Below are 25,362 nucleotides of genomic sequence, written 5' to 3' on the forward strand. Positions count from 1 at the left end.
CGCACAGGTCATTTGCATGATGAATATGGCAGTGATCACGCAGGAACGGCATGCGCGGAGATGGTGCTGGTAGCAGCAGTCGCTCTGCAAATGAACTTTAATGCAAATGAGGAAATAAAATAGTACAGAAGAGCACATTAATATGAAATGTGCTCATTGGTTTTCATTAAAATTTTGATGAGTAGTTTTATTCTATTCCCTCATACTGTTTCGATTGTTTATTTTTATGCTTGTCAACAATCTCTTTTAGAGCATGTATCATCCATTTAATTCTAACTTTCTCAAGTCCAATTTTATTATCGTTGGTGGCTTCAATATTTTCAATAATATCTTTAAGCCATTCCATTTCCAGATTAACAACATTATCATGGCAATATCTTGTAAGTAGAGCTTTATTAATTATAGCCTGCTGTTGAGGTGGTTTAGATAACCATTTTTTAACGAATGTTTTAGGAGGTATCTCAGCCAAAATAGCTATACTGGAATACATCCCTTCATATTGATGATTTCTTGTGATTAGATTTCCGAATTCATTGACATTGTTATCTAATTTGCTGATTATATCTTCTGCAAATTTAGGGTATTGCTTTATTAAGCAATCTTCTGTTCTCTTATTAAAGTATTCCTTTAATTCGTTTAATTTTTTCTTATCCACATACTCTTCAAAGAACAAATAACTGTATCCATCATATGAAAAATCATTTCTATAATTATAATCATTTGAAATTAAATTGTTATACGGTAATTCATCTTGTTCATATAAATAATCTATATAATCTTTGCACTTTATAAATGTATCATCAAAATCAATATTGATAACTTTTAAAGTAGAAAACATAAGCATGCAAGAAAACACATGTAGCAAATCTCCCTCATTTTTTTCTAATTTTTCAGAAAAAGTTTTTTGAATATCACTGACAGCATTATTTACAACATTCTGATCTAATTGACTAAGATTATAAATCTTTTTCCATGATTTTATATTAGAACTTCCTTTTGTCATTAATATAATATTATTAACTGACTCTTCTATTTCGTTGGGGTTAAATACACCATTAAATAATATATCAGCCAATATATCATTGGTTAGAACTGGATTGTAAAAATTAATACCATTGTATTTTTCAAGCTTTTTCACAAGTGTCGAATCGAAAATCTCATAAGATGACTTGGCACGTAAATCTTTTTCGACCAGTGAGGATTTTTTCACCTCAATACATATGGCTACAAACATTGATGTCATGTCCAGAATAATTTTCTCATACTCAAGATGTTCGTTTTTTAAACATCTATATAATAAATCTAAATTAATAATAATTTCATTTAAAATTCTAAGTGACTTGCATTCAGACTGTTTGAAAATGCCAGTAATGTGCTCTCTATATTTTTCTAAGGTTTCCTTTGATATTTTATTTTCGATAAAAGAAATAAATGCATTATCTAGATCAGGGTGTAGTTTTACTGTATATCCAAAGACCTTTTCTTTCATCTCTTTGAATTGGTCTTCTAATTTTTCATCATGAGTTATAGCAATAACATGGCATTTATAGTGTTCAACGTACTTATTAATTACACCAAGTAATTCTTTTGAATTAAGCGAAGATCTTTCTAAATCATCAAAAACAATTACTCTATCATTTTTTATATCATCTGAAATAATCTTTTTTATAATGGAATCACCTAAGTCAGATAGTTTTAAATTAATACCACTTATATTTACTGTTGATAAAACTCCACGAGATAATATTTTTGCAACACTTTTAACTGGGTGCATTTTTGCAAATAAATCAGCATGAATTTCATCAGCATTATTTGTACCGAATAAACTCACATAATACATTTCGTTATTCTTTAGGCATTCTTTTATTGAGTGTGTTTTTCCTACCCCCCAATCACCAGTTACGAGGACAGCATAACCGGGTTGTTTTAGGCTTTTATAAGTGTTGATACAGTTTTCAAAATTTTCTTTGGATTTCATATTATCCTCTAATTTATAATTCATAAATGAAACCATCGGTAATTGTTAGATTCTGTGTAGCTGCCTTTTAGCTGCTAGTAATTAGTTTGAACTATTAAATTTACTGATAATTAATAGAATATGTACACACCATCAATCTTAGTAGAAAACCACCCATTTTGCGCACCAATCCGCAAGATCAAACAAGGATCTCATCCCCTGTAAAGCATCAGCACTAGCTTCTTTCAGATTGTCTCTTGCATGTGCATGAAAAACACTACATTTAGTGAGCAGGCGCGGCGGGGTCACGACTGCGCGCAGCAGCGTCTGGTAGCTGTGCTGGTCTCAAATTTCATGATGTAATCATTCTGTATTGAAACTATATTTCTTCCAGACAAAAAAAAGACCGCTCAGTCGGCGGCCTCTCAATCAATGACGCGGGCTATTTGTCCTCGTTCATATCCAACGAATACTGTTCAAATCGGATCACCTCCTCACCAATCCAGTCATTTAATTGTTTCATTTTACTTTGCAGCGGCATCAGTTCATTACGTACAAACACCTTAGCCGCCTTCTCCACATCACCAAAACCGCCGGTATTCTGTGGAATAATCCCCATCATCTGCGGTGGTACACGGTGCGCGGCCAGTATGTCGTCACGGCTGGCATTCTTGATATTTAAAAATTCATCCTTAGCCGCGGCTTCAGACAGTGGAATGGTCTGGATACCGTCTTTTTTACCGCCCGGCGCATATAAAAATAGATTGCGGAAATTACCCGGCCCCTTGGCATTTTTCAGCGCGTCGCGAATATTATCGATATCGGACAGGTTTTGTGACGCATCACTGATATACAGGATGTAACCCGCATGGGAACCGTTCAGGTAATACTTGCGGCGAAACAGAGTGGCCGACTCATTCAGCAGCGCCGACGGCAAAGCAGCTAAATACTCCGGCAATCCGTAAAGTTCCTGATTAATGTCGGGTTCAATCAGATGAAACACTTGCCCCGTCGGGAACGGGTATGGCTGGCTGTTGTAGCCATATTTCACAAACCAATAGGTTTCCAAGTCTTCGCCGCGTCGGGTGAACTTGGCCGGGCAGTGATTCAGCTTCAAAGGCTGGCCGAGGCGATTCTTGCGTTGTTCAAGATAGGCATTGCCAAACAGTATAAAGTCCAGCGCCCATGAGTCGAATGCCTGTCGGCTAAGTAGACGGTGTGGGATAAAGGTACTGGTCAGGATGTTGCGTTTGACATAAACCGCGCTGCTGTGGTGCGGCGCCGAGCGAAACGACAGCGCCAGCCCGTTAAAACTGATTGGCGGTTCATACCAGTTATCGACCAGTACACACTCCAGATAATCAAACACCTCGCGCCGGTCAAGGACCGGGATCGGATCGCCAAAGGTGAATGCTTCAATCGATGGGCTGGCTGTGGTTTTCACCGTCGGGCTGCGTTTTCTGTTTTTACGGCTCATCAGTAAACCTCAACAATATTTCTATGGTGGGGAGTGTCACCGGTAATCGGTTCATTAAACAGGGCGTGCATGGCGGCCCATGCCAGATCTGCGTGACTGGCTTCTTCGCTACGGCTGGTTTGATAGGTCGGGCGGTTGCCGCTGGCGGTGGTAGAACGGCGGATAGCCATAAAACTTTGTGCAATGTCGGTCTGGCCGGCGTCAAACTCCAACCGACGATGGTTGATAATGTCCCATGCCTTAAGTACCAGCGCGTTTTTAACGGCGGGGTTATAGACAAATTCCCGCACGGATGGGAAAAATTCTTTGACGTTTTGGTAAACCCCATGCCCGACGCCAGTCGAGTCAATGCCGATATATTCGACGTTGTACTGTTCCGTCAGTCGTTTGATGGCGTCAGACTGAGCGCGAAAGTTCATGCCACGCCACTGATGACGTTCAAGGATGCGGAATTTGCCACCCGGTACCTGCGGTGGAGCGACTACGACACAACCGGCACTGTCGCCATTCTCGCCCCCTTTGGCGGGGTCATAACCGATCCAGACAGGGTGATAACCATACGGGCGTAGCATCAGGGGTTGCACATCGTCCCAGATTTCCCAGCTATCGACCATGCAACCCTGCATCAGTTGCAGTGAGAAAATGGATTCGATATCGTCCATAAATTCGCACAGCAGCAGGTTCTGGTACTCGTCCGGGCTGTATTCCAGCCGTAACTGGTCAATATCAAACAGGTTACAGCCGCCCCTGACTGCATCTTCAACCGTGACAATCTGCCGCCACTGACCATCGGCACATCGTAGGCCGCTGGCTAATGCTTGATGGTTAATATCAATGTCAATACGATTGGCCTTGGCGCGGCCACGGTTAAACAGTTTGCCTGACCAATACGGGTACGCGCTATGGGTTAAGCTGGACGGGGTAGAAAAGTAAGTCTGGCGCCATTTTTTGTGCATTGCCATACCGGATGCTACCTTGCGCAGTTCCTGAAACTTCGGAATCCAGAAATATTCATCTAGATAGAGATTGCCGTGATAGCTTTGTGCGGTGCGGGCATTGGTGCCAAGAAAATACAGGGTGGCGCCATTACTCAGGGTGATCGGGTCGCCTTTTAGTTCGACGTCCACTTCCCGCGCCATTTCCAGGATGTACTGCTTGAATACGTGGGCCTGCGCTTTACTGGCAGAGAGAAATATCTGATTGCGTCCGGTAGTCAACGCATCGATTAGGGCTTCACGGGCAAAAAAGAATGTCGCACCAATCTGACGGGATTTCAGGATATTGCGGATACGATGTGCTAATCCGGCGTGATACCAGTCATGTTGATAACCGAACAGGGTCGAGCGGAAAATGTCTTCCAGCTTTTTGATTTGTTCTTCACTGAACACGTTCTTTTCCGGTGGCCGGCGCTCACCTTTGTTGCGGTTGGCAATTTTGGGGTTCAGATCGGTTTCATTACCGCCGCCGCTATATTTCCTGATCCGCGCCTGTCGTTCTAACTGACGGTGCAGCAGGTCAATTTCCTTAAAGTCTTTGCCTTCTTTTTGCTCCTTGGCGATAAGCTGACATAGCCGTGCTTCAAGGGACAACTCGACTCGTTCAAACGAGGTCACCTCATCCCATTTGTCACGGCGTTTCCAGCTATGGATAGTTGATGCTTTCTCGTTGAGCATTTCCGCAATCCGTGCAATCCGGTACCCGTTAAAATACAGGTGCATTGCGTGCTTACGGGGATCAAAATCAGATGTTGTTTTCATATCACCAGACTACAGACCCGCCCGTCATTTCTCTGTGTCTGCCCTGTGTGTCAGTCCAGACACAACCGCATTTTATTGTTTCCTCGACTTGACGATACAAACTAGTAGGCCATGACTGACCCATTGATAATCAGGGCTTACAATGCCGAAGAAATCCAAACCCTTTCGAATCTGTGTAGAAGGCGCAACCACAGACGGGCGCAAGGTTCAGCGCGAATGGCTGACACAGATTGCCGCCAACTATGACCCGCAGACCTACGGTGCACGCATCAACATGGAGCATTACAATTTTTCGTGGAGTCCTCGCTTTGGTGATGTGGAATCGGTTTTTACCGAAGAAATCAAGGACGGCGCGCTGGCGGGCAAGTTGGGGCTGTATGGGGTACTTTCACCCACCGATGATCTGGTAGAAATGAACCGTAAGCGCCAAAAAGTTTACACCTCTGCTGAAATCAACCTAGATTTTGCCGACTTCGGCGGGGCGTATCTGGTGGGATTGGCCGTTACTGACAGTCCGGCAAGTCTTGGCACCGAAATGTTGCAGTTTAGCGCTAATGCGGACAGCAATCCTCTCAATTCAAGGAAGCAGCACCCAGACAACCTCTTTACGGCAGCGGAAGAAACCCTGTTTGAGTTTGTGGATGCACTAGAGGAAAGCGAAAAGCCCTCGCTCTTTTCCCGTGTACAGGCATTTTTCCATAAGAAGCAGCAAGCTGACGATGCCCGTTTTAACGATATCCATCAGGCCGTCGAATTATGTGCCCAAGAGCAGCAGGCCACAGTGGAAGCCGTGAGCACACTTTCTCAACAAATAGGCGAAATAACCGCTATCAAACGGAAGCAGACTGAACTTGAAACCCAGCTTCGTGACTTAAAAACTCAGTTGAGTCAGCAAGACAGCCAGAAAACACACCGACCTGTTTCGCTGGGATCGCCGAACGCTGACACTCCAGTCAGTAAACATCTGACCAACTGTTAATGGAACAATCCCATGAAGAATGAAACTCGATTTAAATTTAACGCCTTTCTGATGCGTCTGGGTGAAATTTACGGTGTGGACGCCACGGCATTTACAGGTAAGGTAGACGTCAATCCATCCGTTGCTCAGACGTTGGAAGATGAAATCCAGCAAAGCGCCGATTTCCTGCAAAAAATTAACATGGTTCCCGTCAGTGAGCAGTCGGGCGAAGCGATTGGGCTAGGTGTCGGTTCGACTATTGCAGGGACGACAGACACCGACAGTAAGGAGCGAGAAACTTCCGATCCGACCCGACTCAACGCTATTGAGTACAAATGCGAACAAACCAACTTTGATACTAGCATTCCTTACAAAAAACTTGACTTATGGGCGAAATTTCAAGATTTCCAGTTACGTATCCGTAACGCCATTATCAGACGTCAGGCATTGGACCGCATTATGATCGGCTGGAATGGGGTTAAACGGGCCAAAACCTCAAACCGCGTTCAATATCCACTATTGCAGGATGTAAATATCGGCTGGTTGGAGAAAATCCGACAGGATGCACCGGATCATGTCATGAGCAATATCACTGACGAAGCCGGTAAAGTTATATCTGAAACCATCCGTGTGGGAGAAGGCGGTGATTTCAATAATCTGGACGCACTGGTGATAGATACCGTCAACAATGCTATCGACCCAGAATATCAGGATGATACGGAGCTGATGGTCATCTGTGGCCGTGAACTGTTGGCTGACAAATATTTTCCGTTGGTCAATCAGTCGCAGCCCAACACCGAGAAAATGGCGGCAGATGTGATTATCAGCCAGAAACGTATCGGTAATTTGCCTGCGGTGCGCGTACCGTATTTCCCGCCCAAAGCCTTGCTAATTAGCCGTCTGGATAATCTGTCTATCTATTATCAGGAAGGCACTCGCCGACGTTCTGTGCTGGATAACCCCAAACGTGATCGCATTGAAAACTACGAATCAGTCAATGAAGCGTATGTCGTTGAAGACTATCGTGGTGTGGCCCTGATTGAAAATATCGAGATGTTGGCAGCCAGCAAAAAAGCAGCGTTGCCGCAGCCAGATAATGCCGCATCTGAGCACAACGCCGACACTGAGGAACAATAATGGCTAGCCCGTGGCAGCGTCACCGAATGCGATTACAGGCGACCGAGGCCGCTCAACTGAGTAGCCCCGCGCGGCAAAATCACGGCGGTTATAACCAGATGCTGCTGATGCTGGAGCAAGACCGCCGTCACCTTAAAAAAATCCAGTCTATGGAGCGCAAAGCGCAGCACAAAAGGCAGATATTGCCTAAATATGCGCCGTGGATTACTGGGGTATTACAGGGGGGCATAGGTCATCAAGATGATGTGCTGATGTATGTCCTGCTGTGGCGTATTGATGCCGGTGATTATGATGGTGCGCTGGATATCGCTGAGTACGCGTTACAGCACCGACTCGCTATGCCTGAAAATCATGAGCGGACAACGGGCTGTGCCGTGACAGAAGAGATCGCCGAAGCCGCCCAGCGTTGTTATACCGCTAAATCTCCGATGCCTCTTGCCACGCTGGAACGGGCGGCTAATCTCACCCACGATCAGGATATGCCCGATAAGGTGAGGGCGGAGTTATATAAATGGCTCGGTTATAGCCAGCGGGATAACAACCAGCCGCAGCCTGCCTATTGTTCACTGAGCAGGGCTTTAGAACTGAATAATCATGTTGGCGTGAAAAAAGACTTAGAGCAACTTGCCAGAGCGCTCCGCAGTCAGAAACACGACAACACATAACCGAACGTGCCAACGCGCCGGGGCGGCACGGGGTGGCGAAGTCTCAACGCCCTGTTCACCGCCCACCTATTCAGGGGGCAATATGGACTTTATTTCAACCGCACCCGCAACGGATAAACAGGCCACCATGACCAGTGTCCCGTTTTTTCCTGCTATCGAGATCGGTCGCTACCGTGACGAGATGCGCACAGATGGTACGGTCACCGCGCCGAGATTACATCAAGCAATTTCCAACGCCATTGTTGAGGTGAATCGCGAGCTGAACCATTGGCGGCAGATCCATATCGATGAGGGATACTCATCACTGGCCGACATTCCCGCCGACACTCTCAATGGCGAGAGTGAGTTGGTTTATCTCTATCGTCGTGCGGTGTTTTGCCTGACCAAGGCGAATCTGATCGAACGTTACCGCGATATCGACACTACTCAGATTGGCAGCAAAAAGGCTGAGGCAATGGAAATCACCATTGACGACCTGTGGCGGGATGCGCAATGGGCGATGCGCCGGATACAAGGATATAACCATATGATAGTGGAGCTTATCTAGTGCAAGTGCGGGCGCAACAGTATGACACCGTGGATTCCTTATGCTGGCGCCACTATGGACGAACACAGGGAGTCACCGAACGGGTATTAGAAGCCAATCCCGGTTTGGCCGATGTTGGGGCCATCCTGCCACAGGGTACCGAGATTGAACTGCCTGAAATCACGCCTGCTGCTGTAACGCCCATCATTCAATTATGGGATTAGAAAATGGATAAACAACCGGATTTATGGGCCGATTTATTGAATGGCCTGAGAAATTCATGGCCGCAGATATCCGGCTCCTTACTGGCTGTACTGATCTGTTATGGTCGCCTGATTTATGACGGCGTAGAGCGGAAAAAACGCTGGGTTGAACCGTTGCTATGTGGTGCGTTGTCGTGGGGTGTTTCCAGCGGGCTGGAACTGTTTGGCATTCCCGGCAGTGTTTCACCGGCTTTGGGGGGTGCCATTGGTTTTATTGGTGTTGAAAAACTGCGTGAATTTGCCCTTCGCGCAATCAATAAACGTTTGGGAGGCAAATCACATGACTAGAGGTGTTCGCAACCATAATCCGGGCAATATCCGCCACGGCGATAAATGGCTGGGATTACACGACATACAAACAGATCCGTCATTTTGTCAGTTTGTGTCACCAGAATACGGCATACGGGCCATTATCAAGATTATCCGCAATTATGAACGAAAATACGGATTGAAGAGTATCCGGCAGATAATTTCTCGTTGGGCGCCACCGAATGAAAATGATACCGAAAATTATATTGCATGTATGAGCCAGACGGTTGGTATTCCCTGTAACGCGGTGATTGATGTTGATAATCAGGTGATCATGACCCGATTGGTTTGCACCATCATTCAAATAGAGAACGGACAGCAACCGTATGCTGATACGATCATTAAACGGGCGTTTGCGCTGTTATGAGGTTTAATCTGCACATACTTACCTTGAGTACGCTGGTGGTAGTGTCTGGCCTGCTCTGGTTCTATTACGGTGAGTATCAGCAAAAAAGCGATGAATACCAAACGCTGAACCAGCGGTATGAGCAACAGCAAACCATTACCGATAACGCATTCCAGACCATCAGGATAATCAATGATATCTCACGGGTTAATAACGAAAATCGGAAGCGATCAGCCGTGGATGCTGCACAAATTCAGGCGGCTATCAACACTGTTGTTGTCGGTAATGATTGCGCCCGTCGTGCTGCTCCTGATAGGGCTGTTGTCCGGTTGCAGCAGCACGCGAACCGAATACGTTCAGGTACCGTTGATGCCGATTCCGATGCATCTACTCGCTGACTGTCTGCCCCCGGTCATATCCGACACAATGACATGGGGTGATAGCTTGTTGCTGAATGCACAGTTACTGGCGGTTATTGAACAGTGCAATCTGGATAAACAGGCCATTCGACAAATAGAACAGATTAGATAGGTGACACATGAATAAGCCTAACGCTTTGCGGAAGGTCCTGACAGAAAAGATCCCCTACTTGCGCGACAACCCTGAATACCTGCATTTGTTTGTTGAAGATGGCGTCGTTTTGGCGACAATGGCACTCTCCTTGTCTTACGAATATGAATACACGCTAAACCTGATTATTGAAGCCTATCCCGATGATCAGGATGTGCTCATGGTGGTTATCGTGCATTGGATACGCGAGCACCAGCCAGATATTTTCGCTCATCCTGACAATCGCCGCAGCGGCTTTACTTTTGACGTGAATATTCTCAATGATGACACCGCTGATATCAGTATCGATCTGAAACTGACCGAGCGTGTACTGGTCACCCAGCAAGGGCAGGTTAGCACGGTGTGCGCCGTTCCTGAGCCTGAAAACCCGTTTGACAGGTGGTGAGATGAACGGTGACGCATTGCAGCCTTTGGATACCGCACTAACCGCCCTGTTGAATCAACTTTCTCCCGCCAGTCGAAAGCAGCTAGCCCGTGATATCGCACGGGACTTACGACAGAGCCAAATGCAACGTATCCGATCCCAGCGTAACCCTGACGGCAGCCGTTTTACCCAACGCAAGGCACAAACCCGCACTGTACAGCATGGTATAAAATTTATCTGGCGCGGTGAACCTCGCACCTTGAAAAATTGGCAAATCCGCAAGGGCAAGAAGGGTGAAACGATTACCGGTTATGATGCCGAGCGTAAAGGGCAGCGTACTTTTTACAAACGCGATATCCAACGTTTTCTGGACGTCAAAACCGACCGGATAAGTACCCGAAAATCCGATAAAAAGTCCCGCATGTTTAAGAAACTGGCTACTGCGCGTTACTTACGTCTGTCCGCCAGTGAGCGGGAAGCCATTATCTTTTTCGCATCGAAAGTCACTGCGGTTGCTCGTGTGCATCAGTTCGGATTAAAGGAACGTATGAGAGGGAAAAACATTGAAGCCAAATATCCATCGCGGCGACTTTTGGGACTGACACAGAGCGATATTCAACATATCGAAGACCAGATATTTTCCCATCTCATCCACGGATGTGTGCCAGTCAGTACACAAACCTCATGACGTGCAGGTGAGGGTTTGGGGTGACATTGTTGTCTGCATGAACACACAATTAACTGAACTGTTGCGCCGATTGCGCAATCTGATCCGAATCGGCGTCATTACCCAAGTAGATACTACACGGGGCATGTGCCGGGTTATGACAGGCAATCTTGAAACCGACTGGTTGCACTGGTTGACATCCAGAGCGGGAAGTTCCCGAACATGGTGGGCGCCCAGTATTGATGAACAGGTTTTATTGCTATCCCTTGGTGGTGACTTGACCACAGCTTTTATACTGCCTGCGATTTTTTCTGATGAGTTTCCGGCCCCTTCGGCATCACCGGAAGCGGTGTGTATCGCTTTTCCTGATGGTGCCGTGATGGAATATGAACCGCAGACCAGCACCTTAACTGTCACAGGTATTAAGACTGCCATGATCACCGCGTCGGCCTCCGTACATGTTACTGCACCAGAAATCACTTGTGTGGCCGGCAATCAGATCACATTGGATACACCCACCGTCATTTGCACCCACCATCTGACTACGGGCAGTCTGGAAGTGCGAAAAAACGGCACTATGCGCGGCAATATCGTCCATGTAGGGGGTGAATTCAGTTCTAACGGGGTTGTGGTGGATTCGCACCGACACCACGGTGTGCGCTCCGGTGACAGTACATCGGGAGTCCCCATATCATGATGTACCTTGGTATGAATCGACAGACGGGTGAGGCTATCAGCGATATCGCCCATGTTCGCCAGTCAGTTAGCGATATCTTGCTAACGCCGATGGGTAGCCGTATTACTCGCCGCCAATATGGTTCGTTGTTATCCGAACTGATTGATGCGCCCCAAAATCCTGCTTTACGTCTGCAAATTATGGCTGCGTGCTATACCGCCATCCAGCGATGGGAACCCCGCATTACCCTGACCGCTATCACTATCAATCAGGGTGAAGCCGGATACATGACTGTTGATATCAGCGGCCAATATCGGCTATCCAATGTCCCGGTTGCTTTTTCTGTGCCTGTGGGGTGATCATGCCGACCATCGACCTTAGTCAGTTACCGCCGCCGGAGGTTGTCGAACTACTGGATTTCGAAACCCTGCTGGCTGAGCGAAAAGAAAAACTGATTTCACTGTATCCGCCAGAGCATCGCGATGCTATCACCCGCACATTGGCGCTGGAATCCGAACCCATCACCAAACTGTTGCAGGAAAACGCCTATCGGGAATTGCTCTTGCGTCAGCGCGTCAATGAGGCGGCGCGGGCGGCGATGGTGGCGTATGCCACAGGCAGCGACTTAGACCAACTGGGGGCGAATAACAATGTGCAGCGTTTGGTATTACAGCCCGCTGATAATCTCGCCATACCACCGATCTCTGCGGTGCTGGAATCTGACGCTGATTTTCGGGTACGCATTCCGCAAGCGTTCGAGGGGTTAAGCGTCGCCGGCCCTGTTGCGTCCTATGAATACCATGCGCGTAGTGCTGACGGACGGGTTGCCGATGCATCGGTGATAAGCCCGGCACCTGCCTGTGTCACCGTCAGTATTTTGTCACGTGAGGGGAACGGCGCGGCCAGTGATGAATTGATTGCGGTCGTGAATACTGCTCTGAATGATGAGGACGTTCGTCCCGTGGCGGATCGTCTGACCGTACAGTCTGCGGAGATTGTCGATTATCAAATTGATGCCGTGCTGTACCTGTACCTAACTCCGGAATATGAGCCGATATTGCAGGCTGTGCGTGAACGGCTGGCACGTTACACTGCTGAGCAACACCGGATTGGCCGCGATATCGTGCGCAGTGCCATCTTTGCTGTCTTGCATATGCCTGGTGTTCAGCGTGTTCACCTGAAAGCTCCGGCTCAGGATGTGATTTTGGATAAAACTCAAGCGAGTTTTTGCACACGTGTGCAGGTAGTGATTGGGGGAGCGGATGAATAACCGCTTGTTACCGGTCGGATCATCACTGCTGGAAGTGGCCGCCGCTGAAGCCCTCGCCAGTCTGGCAGATGTACCGGTTCCCCTTCGTGACTTGTGGAGTCCTGAGCGGTGTCCAGTGAAATTGCTCCCCTATCTGGCGTGGGCGTGGTCAGTTGATCGCTGGGATATGGACTGGCCGGAGAATACTAAACGCGAGTCAATTAAGGCGTCGATGTTTGTTCATCAGCACAAGGGAACAATAGGCGCTATCCGCCGTGTGGTGGAACCGTTCGGTTATCTCATCCGTGTTATCGAATGGTGGCAAACCAATGATGCCCCCGGCACTTTCCGATTGGATATTGGCGTCATGGAAACCGGTATCACAGCGGAAACTTATCAAGAACTAGAGCGGTTGATTTTTGATGCCAAACCCGCTTCACGGCATTTGGTCGGTATGTCTATTCAGTTGGAGACCGGCGGCGAAAATTATTGCGCGGTCACTAGTTACAGCGGTGATGTATTAACCGTTTACCCCTATATCCCGGAATTAATTACCGTCACTGGCTCTGATGTAGTAGGGGCTGGAGTGCATATTATTGATGATGTGTGGATTGAGTCATGAGGACCAAATATTTTGCCCTGTTAACTCAATTGGGCGCGGATAAGCTGGCAAATGCTGCCGCGTTGGGTACCAAGATTGAAATCACCCATATGGCTGTTGGTGATGGTGGCGGAAGCTTGCCGACACCAGATACTACACAGACTAAACTGGTTAACGAACGCCGTCGTGCGGCGATTAATGAGCTAAATGTTGATCCCAAGAATACTAACCAGATTATTGCCGAGCAGGTAATCCCCGAAAACGAGGGCGGTTGGTGGATACGGGAAATTGGCCTGTTTGATAAAGACGGTATTTTGATTGCCGTCGGAAACTGCGCGGAGACTTACAAACCGCAGTTACAGGAAGGCGCTGGGCGTACACAGACTATTCGTATGGTCTTGATTGTCAGCAGTACCGACACAGTAACATTGAAAGTTGATCCCTCCGTGGTGCTGGCAACGCGGGAATATGTGGACGAGTCGATTCAAATTCATGTGAAGAACCCTAATCACCCTGACGCTACGCTAAAAGATAAGGGTTTCGTTGTTTTGAGCAGCGCAGTAGATAGTAATAGTGAAATCCACGCGGCAACCCCGAAGGCGGTTAAGGCGGCGTATGACTTGGCAAATGTCGCGGACAATAAGGCTAATGGCCGTGTGCCTGCTAATCGTAAAGTGAACGGGAAGGCGCTTTCCTCTGATATTTCACTGAATGCGGGGGATATTGGGGCGTATACCAAAGGGGAAATGGATTCTCGTGTGAATGAAGTCAACATATTGGCAAATAAGGCAAACCAGAATGCGACCGATGCTAATGATAATGCTAATAGTCGATTGTCCAGGAAGGATAACGGCGCTGACATTCCTGACAGAAATGCTTTTGTGAAAAACCTCAATTTGCTGGAAACGGTGGTGTTGGCTAAAGGAGCAGTACCGAGCAACCGGAAAATCAACGGTAAGGCGTTGACCGGGGACCTTAGTTTGAGTGCTGGAGATGTGGGAGCATATACGCGAGCAGAGAGTGATAATACTTTCTTGCGTATTTCTAGCGATAAAACCGCCACCGTTGGTAGTTTACTGATTGATAGCAAAACGCCTTTTCCTGAATTGCGTTTCAAATCGAAAGATGGGTATGTAGTAGGAATTAACGGCTCAGAAGGAAAATTGTTGCATATCTATTCTAACGATTCGAGCAATCGGCGGCGTTACAATATACTAATACCTGAGCGAAGCGGTACTCTTGCGCTACAAAATGCAGCGATAAAATCTGAAAATGGTTGGTGGCAATGCGGGGATACGGGAATAATGATTCAATGGGTTAAAGTTGCATCCAGTCAACAGTCATGGGTAAAAGTCAATTATCCAATTTCTTTTAAAAATAAGTTCCTTGGCTATATTGCCAGTATGTCGAGTGTCAATACATCAACGGGCCACACATTAGTACGTAATGCAACACTATCGACATTTGAATATCAAGCTGGCACTCCTAACAATAATGAGAATCCAGACAGAGTTGTACATATATTATTTTGGGGGGTATAAATGGTTTATTTCTCCAGAAAAGAAGGCGCTTTTTATAATGAAGCTTATGAAGAATGCGTTGAAATAACAGCAGAAAAACACAATGAATTACTCGCCGGGCAATCGCGCGGTTTATCAATTGTCAGTAGTAAAGAGGGTTATCCAGTACTCATTGAACGTGCTCCGTCCGTTTATCATAAATATGATGGTGAAAAATGGATAATATCAGAAAGTGATAAAATAAAGCTTAGACAGGAACAGCAGCAACAAGCAGAACATAAGAAACAGCAACTTATGCTCACGGTAGGTAAACAGATAGCCCCGTTACAAGATGCGGTAGATTTGGGGATGGCGAGTGATGAGGAAAAATCGCTGTTAGCCGATTTGAAAAGATATAGGGTATTACTGAACCGCGTTGATGTTAATTTAATGCCAGATATTCATTGGCCCGAAAACCCCTCAGAATAATGGAATCAGAGCCGCAGTAGTTTAGTTCTTATTTGAGCGGCTCTGACTATTCGATATCGGGAGCCTGTGAGGTATCTACTCTATTTCTGCAACGTCTTCTATTTTAAGTTTCATAGTGCGTAATGTAACGACTGAATATTTTAATTCGATGACGTCTTATTAATTGCTCAGGGGGTAGATGTTCTTGTGACTTTTTTGATATCCTCCACTTTGTGCTATCCCTGATACTTACCCAATCAACTGAATTTTATTGTCACAGCGATCACCATAGTGAAATCATCATTACGGGAGTCTTTCGCTATGGCACAAGATTATCATCATGGCGTCCGCGTGCAGGAAATCAACGAGGGCACGCGCACCATTACCACTGTCAGCACCGCTATTGTCGGGCTAGTCTGCACAGCGGATGATGCTGACACCAAAACTTTTCCCTTGAACATGCCAGTCTTGTTAACCGACGTTCTGACTGCCAGTAGTAAGGCTGGAAAAACGGGCACACTGTCCCATGCTCTGCGAGCGATTGCCGACCAGTCCAAACCCGTGACTGTTGTTGTGCGTGTGGCTCAAGGGGAAACCGAAGTCGAAACCACGTCGAATATCATTGGCGGTGTTACCGACGAAGGCAAAAAAACGGGAATGCAGGCGCTGCTTGCGGCACAAGGTCAGCTCGGCATCAAACCGCGTATTTTGGGGGCGCCCGGTCATGATACCCAACTCGTTGTAACAGCCCTTGCCGACATCGCTCAAAAGCTGCGGGCAATGGCTTATGTCAATGCTTACGGCTGCAAGACCATTGCCGACGCTATCAAATACCGCAACAATTTTAACCAGCGCGAACTGATGTTGATTTGGCCGGACTTCCTCAGTTGGGATACGGTCAAAAATAGTGAGTCTATCGCATACGCAACGGCTCGTGCGCTGGGCCTGCGTGCCAAAATTGACGAGGAAACCGGTTGGCACAAAACCTTGTCCAACGTTGGTGTCAATGGTGTGACAGGGATTTCTGCCGATGTCTTTTGGGATTTGCAGGATGTTGCCACCGATGCCAACCTGCTTAACCAGAACGCCGTTACGACCTTGATCCGCAAGGACGGTTTTCGCTTCTGGGGTTCCCGCACCTGTTCGGATGATCCACTGTTTCAGTTCGAAAGTTACACACGCACGGCGCAGGTACTGGCCGACACGATGGCTGATGCGCATATGTGGGCGACTGACAAGCCACTGACACCTTCTCTGGTACGCGACATTATCGAAGGTATTAATGCCAAGCTGCGCGAACTGAAATCCAATGGTTACCTGATCGACGGTCAGTGCTGGTATGACGACAGTGTTAACACCAAGGACACCCTGAAAGCAGGCAAACTGTTCATTGATTACAACTACACGCCGATCCCGCCATTGGAAAACCTGCTGTTGCGCCAGCGCATCACTGACCAGTACCTGATGAATTTCGCCAACAGCATTAACAGCTAAGGGGCTACTCGTGGCATTACCTCGTAAACTCAAATACCTGAATTTGTTCAATGATGGCAATAATTACATCGGTGTTGTGGAAGAAATGACGCTTCCTAAACTGAGCCGTAAGCTCGAAGCCTATCGCGGCGGTGGCATGAATGGTACCGCCTCGGTGGACTTGGGGCTGGATGATGGCGCACTGGATACCGAATTTACCTTGGGCGGCGTGGAAGCCCAACTTTACCGCCAATGGGGCATTGAGAAAGTGGACGGTGTTTCTCTGCGCTTTAACGGCTCCTTTCAGCGTGATGATACCAGGGAAGTGATTGCGGTCGAAGTCGTGATGCGTGGCCGCTTTTCGGAGTTTGACCACGGCAGCTATAAACAGGGCGACAACAGCCAGACCAAAGTCAGCGCCAAAAACACCTACTTCAAACTGACGTGGGACGGAGAAGTCCTGATCGAAATCGACACCGTTAATATGGTGGAAATCGTTGGTGGTGTTGACCGTCTGGAAGCCCACCGACGCGCCATCGGTTTGTAACAATTGAACGCTTATCATCTAAATCACTATAGGAACATTCACCATGATTGAACAAACCCCTGTTGCCCAGCCGGAACACGCTACAGTGACACTGGAAGAACCTATTACCCGTGGTGCAACCACCATCAGCGACGTCGTTGTGCGTAAGCCCAACAGTGGCGCACTGCGTGGTGTCCGCTTGCAGGCCCTGATGGAAATGGACGTTGATTCTATGATGTTGGTGTTGCCTCGTGTCACCGCGCCGGCACTGACCAAAAATGATTTGTTGCTGATGTCGCCAGGTGATCTGATTAACCTCAGCATTGAGGTGGTCAATTTTTTGCTGCCGAAGTCGGTGAAGTCCGATTTCCAGCATCAATAACCGTTGATGAACTGGTGGCAGATATTGCCACCGTGTTTCACTGGTCGCCTGCTGTGGCAACTGAGATGGGCCTGCCTGAATTGTTGGCATGGCGTTACCGGGCCATGAAACGGAGTGGGGCCGATAATGAGTGACCGAAACTTACGCCTGCAAGTTATCTTGAATGCCGTTGATAAAATTACCCGCCCGTTCAAGAGTGCGCAGGTGTCCAACAAAAGGCTGGCTGAAACCCTTCGCCAGTCGCGCCAGCAGCTCAGGGAGCTAAACCAGCAGGCTGGCCGGATTGATGGTTTTCGCAAGGTAAAGCGCCAATTGCTAGAAACCCGGCAGGCTTACCGCAGCGCTACCGAGCGTGTGGCAGCACTGAACTGTGAAATTAACGCCAGTCAGAACCCGACACAGGCCCAAATCAACCAGCTACAGCGGGCAAAAAACGCAGCTAGGCAGTTCGAGGAAAAAAATCAATCCCTGAGTCAGTCCCTGCAACGTCAGCGTGATGCCTTGTGCGCCAGCGGTATCTCAACTAACCAGCTTGGACAGGCGCAGAGACGGATAAACGCGGACATCAACCACACAACCAGTATGCTCCAGCAACAGGAGCAGCAGCTTGGGCGTTTGAGACAGCAGGAACAACGGTTGGCTAATACCCGCTCTCGCTACCAAAAAATGAAAGATGTGCGTAACCAAATGACGGCAACCGGTGCTGCGGCAACGGCAGCGGGTGTTGGTGCGCTCTATGGCGCTAAACGGGTGATGATGCCGGGTTATGACTTTGACGTGGGGATGTCGAAGGTGCAAGCGCTGACCCGTTTGGATAAGCATTCTCCCGAACTAAAAAAATTGCAGGAGCAGGCGCGGCACTTAGGCGCAACAACGGCATTCTCCGCCAATCAGGTCGCGCAGGGACAGAGTTTTTATGCAATGGCCGGCTTTACTCCAGACCAGATACGATCAGCCATGCCTGGTACATTGGCGATGTCATTGGCGGGTGATACCGATTTGGCCGCGACGGCGGACATTGGTTCCAATATCCTGACGGGTTTTAAGCTGAAATCCGAAGAAATGGAACGGGTGAGTGATGTACTAGTGGGTGCCTTTACTCGTTCTAACACTAATCTGATGATGCTGGGTGACACCATGAAGTATGTTGCCCCTGTAGCGGCAGGCTTAGGGGTTGATATTGAAACCGCCGCTGCGGCGACGGGTAAACTCGGTGATGCCGGTATTCAGGGTAGTATGGCGGGTACCTCCCTAAGATCCATTTTAGGACGACTGGCTGAACCGCCCGCCACCGCAGCGAAAGCGTTGGCAAAACTGAACATTCAGACTAAGGATGCCAAGGGCAATCTCCGCGCTTTGCCGGATATTCTGACTGAGCTGGACAAGAAAACTACCAAAATGGGTAACGCCCAGCGTGCCGGCATTTTCAAAGCTATTGCCGGGGAGGAAGCCTTTTCCGCTCTGTCGGTATTGGCTGAAAGAGCCGGTACGGGGGAATTACAGAAACTCATCAAAGAATTGAAGAACGCCCAAGGTGAGGCCAAAAAGGTCGCCGATACTATGACTAATAACCTTGACGGCGACATGAAAAGTCTGTCATCGGCATGGGAAGATATCGGTATTCAAATCTTTGGCGGTGTGGACAGTCCCCTGCGTGGGATCACCCAGCGTATCACCAAAATTATCAGCAAGACGGGCGAATGGATGAAAGCCAACCCTGAACTAACCAAAACGTTAACGATGGTGAGTATCGGGCTGGGTATCATTTTGACGGTTTTTGGTGCGATTACGCTGGCATTGGTTGCTTTGTTGGGGCCACTGGCAATCGTTAAATTTGGCTTGTCAGTATTGGGTATCAAGGGAACTGGCTCAATGCTACATCTTGGTAAAGTGTTTTCCTATCTTGGGAAAATGGTGATGTGGCTGGGGCATATTATGTGGACAAACCCCATTTTAGCGGTTATCGGCTTGATTGCCTTGGGCGCTTACCTGATCTGGCAGAACTGGGACAAACTTGGCCCGTGGTTCCAGAACTTATGGAACAACATTTCAAACTATGTTTCTACCACATGGGAAAATATCAAGCGCCGGGCATCAGTCAAATGGAATGAGTTGGTCACTGACACGAAAAAAATCCCGTCCGAATTTAAGAGGATTGGCTGTGAATTTGTCGAAAATCTTAAGGCAGGCATTGAAGAAAAATGGGAATCCTTGAAAAAGAAATTCTCCGAACTAGGCAAGATGGTTAAAGACGCCTTGACTCCCGACTTTATGCGGGAAGAAAACCAAGATCCCAAGCAAAAGGCTGCATTGAATGCTTATAAGGAAGCTACCGGTTCTATTGGCGGCATATTGGCTGGTGGATTCGATAAAGGTGGTTACATCCCGATGGGCAAGATTGGCATTGTGGGGGAATATGGCCCAGAGATCATCAACGGCCCTGCTCGCGTCACCAGCCGCCGTCAAACAGCTGCATTGGCGGCAATTGCGGCACTATCGATGGGTTCAGCCTCGCCAGTCAGCGCCCAAAATGCCCCGTTGCACCCGTACAGCCTGCCTGCGTCACAGTATCAAACACCGGCTGTTTCGGTCACTAACCAGATCCAGGGCAGCGAACGATCTGTTTATGAAATTCATATACACGCCTCCCCCGTACAATCTGCTCAGGATATTGCACAGGCAGTGGCGCGTGAACTGGATCGCCGCGAACAGCAACAGCGTGCCCGCGCCCGTAGCTCATTTTCTGATAGCGAGGACTTTTATTCATGATGGCTGCACTGGGTTTATTTGTCTTTATGTTGAAAACCACACCATACCAGAGCCTGCAACACCAACAATCATGGCGCTATGGGTTTAACAATCGGGTGGGTGCCCGTCCTGTTTTCCAGTTTATGGGGCCAAATAACGATACTATTACACTGTCCGGTGCCCTGTACCCTGAAATCACCGGCGGCCGGTTGTCCTTGCTGGCCCTGCAATTGATGGCTGAGAGTGGCAAGGCATGGTCATTTCTGGATGGCAGCGGCACGATTTACGGCATGTTTATTATTGAAAGTATCGACCAGACCAAAAGTGAATTTTTTACCGACGGTACCGCCCGTAAAATTGACTTTACCGTCACGTTGCGCCGTGTGGATGACAATTTAGGGGAGATGTTCGGCGACCTTCGCACCCAAATGACTGACTTGAAAACCCGTGTCACACACAAATTGGGCGGGCTATTTTCATGATTTCTTTACCTGATATGCTAAAACTAGATTGGGTAACCGGCAAAACTAATACAGCTGTGTATGTTCTCAGTGCTGGTGACAAAAATGTCAATGCCCGCATTCAGTCACGGTTGATTTCCCTGAATCTAACCGACAATCGGGGTTTTGAGGCTGACCAGTTGGATATTGAACTGAATGATAGCGATGGTCTGTTATCTCTGCCTCGTCGTGGGACGGAGTTATCTCTGCATCTGGGCTGGCAGGGGGAATCACTGATCCACAAAGGTAAATTTATTGTGGATGAAATCGAATACAGTGGTGCGCCGGACAAGATAATCATCCGTGCCCGCAGTGCAGATTTTCGGGCGACGCTTAATATCAATCGCGAGGTGGCTTATCACCAGAAAACGATCAGCGATATTGTGCACACTATTGCCGTGCGTAACGATTTGACGCCGAAAGTGGACAAAATGCTAGCCAACATCATCCTCAGTCATATTGACCAGACCGGCGAATCCGACTGCAATTTTCTAACCCGGTTGGCAAAACAGGAGGGGGCCATTGCCATGATCAAGAATGGCTATTTGCTTTTTATCCGACAGGGGCAGAACAAAGCCGCCAGCGGGCAGTCCCTGCCTTCGGTTATCATTACCCGGCAATCTGGAGACGATCACCGTTTTTCATTGGCTGACCGGGGCGCTTATACCGGCGTTTCCGCCAGTTGGCTTAATACTCGTAATCCGAGGAAAAAAGAGAACATCACTGTCAAACGCAAGCGAAGTAAGACTAATCCGCAGCAAGAAAAGAAAAAACAGGACCATTATCTGGTTGGCAGTGAGGGTAACGTTTTTGTGATGAAGCACATCTATGCTAACAAGGCCAATGCCGAACGTGCAGCTAAAGCAGAATGGGAGAAAATTCAGTGCGGTGTGGCGTCATTCTCTATTCGACTGGCGAAGGGAAGGCCAGAGCTGTTCCCTGAAATGAAAGTCAGGGTGAGTGGCTTCAAGCCCGAAATCGACGCGGCAGACTGGACGCTGGTAACTGTCACACACACCCTGAATGACAGTGGATTAACGTCATCCTTGCAATTGGAAGTGAAAATTTCTGATTCAGATATGATATAGTTGCTTTAGTGCCAGTTTCAGCTATGGCAACCTGTTTGTTGAGGTACTCGCGTTATGATGAGATGCCCCTTATGCGGTCATGCCGCCCACACCCGTAGCAGTTTTGAACACACGCCCCAAACTAAGGAACGTTACAACCAGTGCCAGAATATTAATTGTGGCTCAACGTTTGTTAGTCATGAAACCTTTGTTCGGTTCGTCACCAAGCCGACATTGATTGAAGCGGTTCCGCCGCATCCTGATAGTGGACAGCAGACCGTGCTGGTATTCTGATCGAATAGGTGCCGATGAGTAAATAATTAAAAAAAGCGTTCCATTATTCATCGTGGGGCGCTTTTTTATGTGAGAATATTTTTCTGAGAGGAACTTAGATGCTGTGAGGAGAAGGCTTATGTCATGACGGTCTCAAACTATTTTCAATTTCTAGGAACATATCTGTGGTTCACTAAAATCTGATGAATAGCCAAAACAACATCAGAAAAATCATCATCTACGATATAAAAATAGCATTCAGGAACGTTTAACACCTTGGAGAACGCACACATTGTTTCAAAGGTTGGCTGATGAGTTCCATTTTCATACTGTGACACTCTCGCTCGTGCTGACTTTTCATCTATGCCAGCCGCAATTCCGAGTTTTTCTTGCGTGATATTTGCACGTAAACGAGCGGCTTTTAAGCGTTTGTTAATCATAAAGTTAACCGTCAGTTATTAGAAATATAGCTGACGATATATGTAACACTTCTTAGTACTTTTTTTGTCAAAACTTACTTAACAATAGTCTTAATGTTTAATTTGTTATTTATGATAATTAAAGATTTAATTGCTATATATTTTATTTAATCTGGTTTGTTTTTGCAAAAATGGCTTGTGTATAAATTTTTTGGCAAGGTGAAGTGGCATGAAGATTAGTTACCAAAAACGAATATTTTTGATACTTGAGCACGTTATTTTAGCTATGAACATGTAAAGTCAAATCATTAACGATAGTCACATATATTTTCTTTAAGAATGTTGACGGAATGTTTAGCATCTCTTAACATGAATCGTGTTAAGGAATTCTTAGCAGAAAAATTAAAGGAATCGAAAGGAAGACTATCATGAATAAAACAATCTCTGGTGACTGGCATCCAGCAGATATTATTGCAGCTCTAAAGAAACAGGGAACAAATCTTTCAGCCGTATCACGTAAAGCGGGATTAGCGTCATCCACATTAAGTAACGCACTATATCGCCCGTGGCCAAAAGGAGAAAATCTGATTGCTACCGAACTGGGGTTACATCCATCTGATATTTGGCCATCGCGTGGAAGGTAGAAAAGGGTGAACTCAAGCCAATGGCGCTGGGTACGGTTAGCGCCATTATTGGGTGTCAGTGCTATCTTAAACAGTATTCAATTTTTAGAAGTGTGTTTGTAATTCACTAAAATCTGATGAATAGACAAAACAACATCAGAAAAATCATCATCTACAATATAAAAATAGCATTCAGGAACGTTTAATACCTTGGAAAACGCACACATTGTTTCAAAGGTTGGCTGATGAGTTCCATTTTCATACTGTGATACTCTCGCTCGTGCTGACTTTTCATCTATGCCAGCCGCAATCCCTAGTTTTTCTTGCGTGATCTTTGCACGCAAACGAGCGGCTTTTAAACGTTTGTTAATCATAAAATTAACCGTCAGTTATTAAAGGTGTAGTTGACGATATATGTAACATTTCTTAATGTTTTTTTTGTCAAAACTTACTTAACAAAAATCATATAGTGTTAACGACACTAACAGTAATCATTTAGCTATTAAAGAGTATTATAGTGTTTAGTAACTTTGCTAAATAAGTTTTCATAATTATGCTCCACTTCCAACCAGCCCTTGTGTACCAAGACATACAGCCTTTTCATCCAAGTGGTCCGTAGAATCAATGAGATAGGCTACAGAACCAATATTGTTCAAAAAGAAAACAAAAGGCATAGGTGTATCGGTATTATGGAAAGCTATTTAGGTAAGTACCACATTACGCACATTTAAGGAACATCTCAGGATTCGGAAAATAAAGCACGTTAATTCGGCAACAGTGGTCGTAGTGGTCTATGCTGTTGCGCCAGAGGTAATCCCCAGCTAGGTTGATATGCTCCTACCCCAGCGATAACAGATACTGCAATAGTGACTTATCGAGGGTACTTTCCTGTTCGGCCTTGATAAATGAAGATGGTTCAACCGTAAAGGTGGTCGTCGCCAACTGACGTGGAAAAAGCTGAATCTGATCCTGAAAATGATGGGTTATCCAACGAAATGGAAAACTCGATCAATATTCAGGGCTCGCTGAATATGTGTGGGGGTTCTGATCTGTTGGGAGCCGGATGCGGTAGTTCCGCACGTCCGGTTCTAAGGAGGGGTCCGTCCGGGTAACCGGCGGGTCTATTCAACTCAAACCCCGATTAACAAACTTAAGAAGCGAAAAACGACGTCATTATTTGACGTCATAATGGGGCCAAAGTAGAATGATATCATCAAATGACGTCAATGGGATGAATGATGATTAAGGTTAAAGAGCTGAGCTCAAAGCACCGCAAGACCCTTGCGGATGTGCTGACCACCCCGCCGAAATCCGGCATAAAATGGGATGATGTAGTCAGCCTGATTAACAAACTGGGGGGGAAGGTCAAGAACGGCAACGGATCACGCCGGAAGTTTATCCTCATGGGCTCAGTCTATCAGACTCATCAACCTCATCCTGGTAACGTAATGGATAAAGGTGCAGTCAATGGCCTTCGTGAGTGGTTCGAAAATGTAATAGGGGTCGAACATGATTAAAAGCAACAACATTATGACTATCGGCGGCCATCCCGCTTCTGTTATCTACGAAGCAGAAATTAGGGCCTTTCGCGGCAAGTTTCTGGATGTCACCGGATATTGTGATTTCGTATCAAACAGTATTGACGGGCTTGAAAAAGAGGGCCAAATTTCACTGGCTGAATATATAGAAACGTGCGAGGAAGAGGGAATTAACCCATTCAAGGAAGAGGGCAAGCTAAAATCTTTTACTCTTCGTTATCCTGGCTGGCTGGAAGCTCGCTTGACTGCGGCGACAATATCACACGCAGTCTCAAAGAACCAGTTCATAGTTCAGCTGCTTGAGCGGGAACTTCAATAAAATAG

General features: G+C 47.0%; 33 protein-coding genes. 28 read left to right on the forward strand and 5 right to left on the reverse strand.

The annotated features are described in order from the left end of the window. Positions 1-187: 187 nt before the first annotated feature. From CKY02_RS10605 to CKY02_RS10615, 3 genes are all read right to left on the reverse strand, one after another. The gene (locus tag CKY02_RS10605; RefSeq protein WP_146747424.1) at positions 188-1,978 is read right to left on the reverse strand and encodes a P-loop NTPase fold protein; all 1,791 of its coding nucleotides are present in this window, start codon (positions 1,976-1,978) and stop codon (positions 188-190) included. A 421-nt stretch (positions 1,979-2,399) separates the two neighbouring features. After that, positions 2,400-3,434, reverse strand: a complete 1,035-nt coding sequence (locus CKY02_RS10610) for a phage portal protein (RefSeq protein WP_112895270.1) — start codon at positions 3,432-3,434, stop codon at positions 2,400-2,402. Next, complete coding sequence (locus tag CKY02_RS10615; RefSeq protein ID WP_112895271.1) at positions 3,434-5,191, reverse strand: terminase ATPase subunit family protein; 1,758 nt, start codon at positions 5,189-5,191, stop codon at positions 3,434-3,436. The genes CKY02_RS10610 and CKY02_RS10615 overlap by 1 nt, the downstream gene beginning before the upstream one ends. Before the next feature lie 142 nt (positions 5,192-5,333). Here CKY02_RS10615 and CKY02_RS10620 point away from each other — a divergent pair, with 142 nt between their 5' ends. The 25 genes from CKY02_RS10620 to CKY02_RS10740 all read left to right on the forward strand — a co-directional run bounded on the left by CKY02_RS10620 (position 5,334) and on the right by CKY02_RS10740 (position 22,479). After that, positions 5,334-6,170, forward strand: a complete 837-nt coding sequence (locus CKY02_RS10620; RefSeq protein ID WP_112895272.1) for a GPO family capsid scaffolding protein — start codon at positions 5,334-5,336, stop codon at positions 6,168-6,170. A gap of 12 nt (positions 6,171-6,182) precedes the next feature. Further along, positions 6,183-7,286 (forward strand): phage major capsid protein, P2 family, encoded by a 1,104-nt coding sequence (locus tag CKY02_RS10625; protein WP_112895273.1) that lies wholly within the window; start codon positions 6,183-6,185, stop codon positions 7,284-7,286. Next, entirely contained in the window at positions 7,286-7,951 is a 666-nt protein-coding gene (gene gpM, locus CKY02_RS10630) for a phage terminase small subunit (protein WP_112895274.1), read from the forward strand. Before CKY02_RS10625 ends, gpM begins: the two co-directional genes overlap by 1 nt. A gap of 82 nt (positions 7,952-8,033) precedes the next feature. After that, positions 8,034-8,498, forward strand: coding sequence for a head completion/stabilization protein (locus tag CKY02_RS10635; protein ID WP_112895275.1), 465 nt, complete (start codon positions 8,034-8,036; stop codon positions 8,496-8,498). Then, positions 8,498-8,701 carry a tail protein X gene (locus CKY02_RS10640; RefSeq protein WP_112895276.1) on the forward strand — a complete coding sequence of 68 codons (204 nt, stop codon included), beginning with the start codon at positions 8,498-8,500 and terminating at the stop codon, positions 8,699-8,701. Before CKY02_RS10635 ends, CKY02_RS10640 begins: the two co-directional genes overlap by 1 nt. Positions 8,702-8,704: 3 nt before the next feature. Then, positions 8,705-9,028 (forward strand): phage holin, lambda family, encoded by a 324-nt coding sequence (locus tag CKY02_RS10645; RefSeq protein WP_112895277.1) that lies wholly within the window; start codon positions 8,705-8,707, stop codon positions 9,026-9,028. Next, positions 9,021-9,416, forward strand: a complete 396-nt coding sequence (locus tag CKY02_RS10650; protein ID WP_112895278.1) for a structural protein — start codon at positions 9,021-9,023, stop codon at positions 9,414-9,416. Before CKY02_RS10645 ends, CKY02_RS10650 begins: the two co-directional genes overlap by 8 nt. Then, positions 9,413-9,793: a hypothetical protein gene (locus CKY02_RS25690; RefSeq protein ID WP_112895279.1), complete on the forward strand. Its 381-nt coding sequence runs from the start codon at positions 9,413-9,415 to the stop codon at positions 9,791-9,793. Before CKY02_RS10650 ends, CKY02_RS25690 begins: the two co-directional genes overlap by 4 nt. Beyond that, positions 9,765-9,926: an Rz1-like lysis system protein LysC gene (gene lysC, locus CKY02_RS25695; protein WP_228939934.1), complete on the forward strand. Its 162-nt coding sequence runs from the start codon at positions 9,765-9,767 to the stop codon at positions 9,924-9,926. Before CKY02_RS25690 ends, lysC begins: the two co-directional genes overlap by 29 nt. Before the next feature lie 7 nt (positions 9,927-9,933). Continuing rightward, entirely contained in the window at positions 9,934-10,350 is a 417-nt protein-coding gene (locus tag CKY02_RS10665; protein ID WP_046974475.1) for a phage tail protein, read from the forward strand. A 1-nt stretch (position 10,351) separates the two neighbouring features. After that, on the forward strand, positions 10,352-11,017 hold the full coding sequence (locus CKY02_RS10670; protein ID WP_112895280.1) for a phage virion morphogenesis protein: 666 nt from the start codon (positions 10,352-10,354) through the stop codon (positions 11,015-11,017). A gap of 37 nt (positions 11,018-11,054) precedes the next feature. Next, complete coding sequence (locus CKY02_RS10675) at positions 11,055-11,693, forward strand: phage baseplate assembly protein V (protein ID WP_112895281.1); 639 nt, start codon at positions 11,055-11,057, stop codon at positions 11,691-11,693. After that, positions 11,690-12,031, forward strand: a complete 342-nt coding sequence (locus CKY02_RS10680) for a GPW/gp25 family protein (RefSeq protein WP_046974472.1) — start codon at positions 11,690-11,692, stop codon at positions 12,029-12,031. Before CKY02_RS10675 ends, CKY02_RS10680 begins: the two co-directional genes overlap by 4 nt. Positions 12,032-12,033: 2 nt before the next feature. Then, on the forward strand, positions 12,034-12,942 hold the full coding sequence (locus CKY02_RS10685; RefSeq protein ID WP_112895282.1) for a baseplate assembly protein: 909 nt from the start codon (positions 12,034-12,036) through the stop codon (positions 12,940-12,942). Further along, on the forward strand, positions 12,935-13,543 hold the full coding sequence (locus tag CKY02_RS10690) for a phage tail protein I (protein WP_112895283.1): 609 nt from the start codon (positions 12,935-12,937) through the stop codon (positions 13,541-13,543). Before CKY02_RS10685 ends, CKY02_RS10690 begins: the two co-directional genes overlap by 8 nt. Next, positions 13,540-15,063 (forward strand): phage tail protein, encoded by a 1,524-nt coding sequence (locus CKY02_RS10695; protein ID WP_112895284.1) that lies wholly within the window; start codon positions 13,540-13,542, stop codon positions 15,061-15,063. Before CKY02_RS10690 ends, CKY02_RS10695 begins: the two co-directional genes overlap by 4 nt. Further along, positions 15,064-15,510 (forward strand): tail fiber assembly protein, encoded by a 447-nt coding sequence (locus CKY02_RS10700; RefSeq protein ID WP_112895285.1) that lies wholly within the window; start codon positions 15,064-15,066, stop codon positions 15,508-15,510. It abuts the gene before it with no gap. 300 nt (positions 15,511-15,810) lie between these two features. After that, positions 15,811-16,983: a phage tail sheath protein gene (locus tag CKY02_RS10705; protein WP_112895286.1), complete on the forward strand. Its 1,173-nt coding sequence runs from the start codon at positions 15,811-15,813 to the stop codon at positions 16,981-16,983. Positions 16,984-16,993: 10 nt separating this feature from the next. Continuing rightward, positions 16,994-17,509, forward strand: a complete 516-nt coding sequence (locus CKY02_RS10710) for a phage major tail tube protein (RefSeq protein WP_023045654.1) — start codon at positions 16,994-16,996, stop codon at positions 17,507-17,509. A 43-nt stretch (positions 17,510-17,552) separates the two neighbouring features. Then, positions 17,553-17,870, forward strand: a complete 318-nt coding sequence (locus tag CKY02_RS10715) for a phage tail assembly protein (protein WP_023045653.1) — start codon at positions 17,553-17,555, stop codon at positions 17,868-17,870. A gap of 14 nt (positions 17,871-17,884) precedes the next feature. Then, positions 17,885-18,004: a GpE family phage tail protein gene (locus tag CKY02_RS10720; protein WP_023045652.1), complete on the forward strand. Its 120-nt coding sequence runs from the start codon at positions 17,885-17,887 to the stop codon at positions 18,002-18,004. Then, entirely contained in the window at positions 17,997-20,639 is a 2,643-nt protein-coding gene (locus CKY02_RS10725) for a phage tail tape measure protein (protein WP_023045651.1), read from the forward strand. The genes CKY02_RS10720 and CKY02_RS10725 overlap by 8 nt, the downstream gene beginning before the upstream one ends. Continuing rightward, on the forward strand, positions 20,636-21,100 hold the full coding sequence (locus tag CKY02_RS10730) for a phage tail protein (protein WP_023045650.1): 465 nt from the start codon (positions 20,636-20,638) through the stop codon (positions 21,098-21,100). Before CKY02_RS10725 ends, CKY02_RS10730 begins: the two co-directional genes overlap by 4 nt. Beyond that, positions 21,097-22,206 carry a phage late control D family protein gene (locus CKY02_RS10735; RefSeq protein WP_023045649.1) on the forward strand — a complete coding sequence of 370 codons (1,110 nt, stop codon included), beginning with the start codon at positions 21,097-21,099 and terminating at the stop codon, positions 22,204-22,206. The genes CKY02_RS10730 and CKY02_RS10735 overlap by 4 nt, the downstream gene beginning before the upstream one ends. Positions 22,207-22,260: 54 nt before the next feature. After that, positions 22,261-22,479 carry an ogr/Delta-like zinc finger family protein gene (locus tag CKY02_RS10740; RefSeq protein WP_023045648.1) on the forward strand — a complete coding sequence of 73 codons (219 nt, stop codon included), beginning with the start codon at positions 22,261-22,263 and terminating at the stop codon, positions 22,477-22,479. 143 nt (positions 22,480-22,622) lie between these two features. On the opposite strand, the gene CKY02_RS10745 is transcribed toward CKY02_RS10740, so the two are convergent. Then, on the reverse strand, positions 22,623-22,898 hold the full coding sequence (locus CKY02_RS10745) for a helix-turn-helix domain-containing protein (protein ID WP_023045647.1): 276 nt from the start codon (positions 22,896-22,898) through the stop codon (positions 22,623-22,625). A 407-nt stretch (positions 22,899-23,305) separates the two neighbouring features. On the opposite strand from CKY02_RS10745, the gene CKY02_RS10750 reads away from it, so the two are divergent. After that, complete coding sequence (locus CKY02_RS10750) at positions 23,306-23,521, forward strand: helix-turn-helix domain-containing protein (protein WP_023045646.1); 216 nt, start codon at positions 23,306-23,308, stop codon at positions 23,519-23,521. A gap of 77 nt (positions 23,522-23,598) precedes the next feature. Here the strand turns inward: CKY02_RS10750 and CKY02_RS10755 are convergent, their stop codons facing one another. After that, positions 23,599-23,874 carry a helix-turn-helix domain-containing protein gene (locus CKY02_RS10755; protein ID WP_023045645.1) on the reverse strand — a complete coding sequence of 92 codons (276 nt, stop codon included), beginning with the start codon at positions 23,872-23,874 and terminating at the stop codon, positions 23,599-23,601. 864 nt (positions 23,875-24,738) lie between these two features. Here CKY02_RS10755 and CKY02_RS10760 point away from each other — a divergent pair. Together CKY02_RS10760 and CKY02_RS10765 are read left to right on the forward strand one after the other, a co-directional pair. Next, positions 24,739-25,017 carry a type II toxin-antitoxin system HicA family toxin gene (locus tag CKY02_RS10760; RefSeq protein WP_036839948.1) on the forward strand — a complete coding sequence of 93 codons (279 nt, stop codon included), beginning with the start codon at positions 24,739-24,741 and terminating at the stop codon, positions 25,015-25,017. Then, on the forward strand, positions 25,010-25,357 hold the full coding sequence (locus CKY02_RS10765; protein WP_036839945.1) for a type II toxin-antitoxin system HicB family antitoxin: 348 nt from the start codon (positions 25,010-25,012) through the stop codon (positions 25,355-25,357). Before CKY02_RS10760 ends, CKY02_RS10765 begins: the two co-directional genes overlap by 8 nt. Positions 25,358-25,362 lie beyond the last annotated feature (5 nt).

The organism is Photorhabdus bodei (genome assembly GCF_003287735.1).
Classification (GTDB): domain Bacteria; phylum Pseudomonadota; class Gammaproteobacteria; order Enterobacterales; family Enterobacteriaceae; genus Photorhabdus; species Photorhabdus kayaii.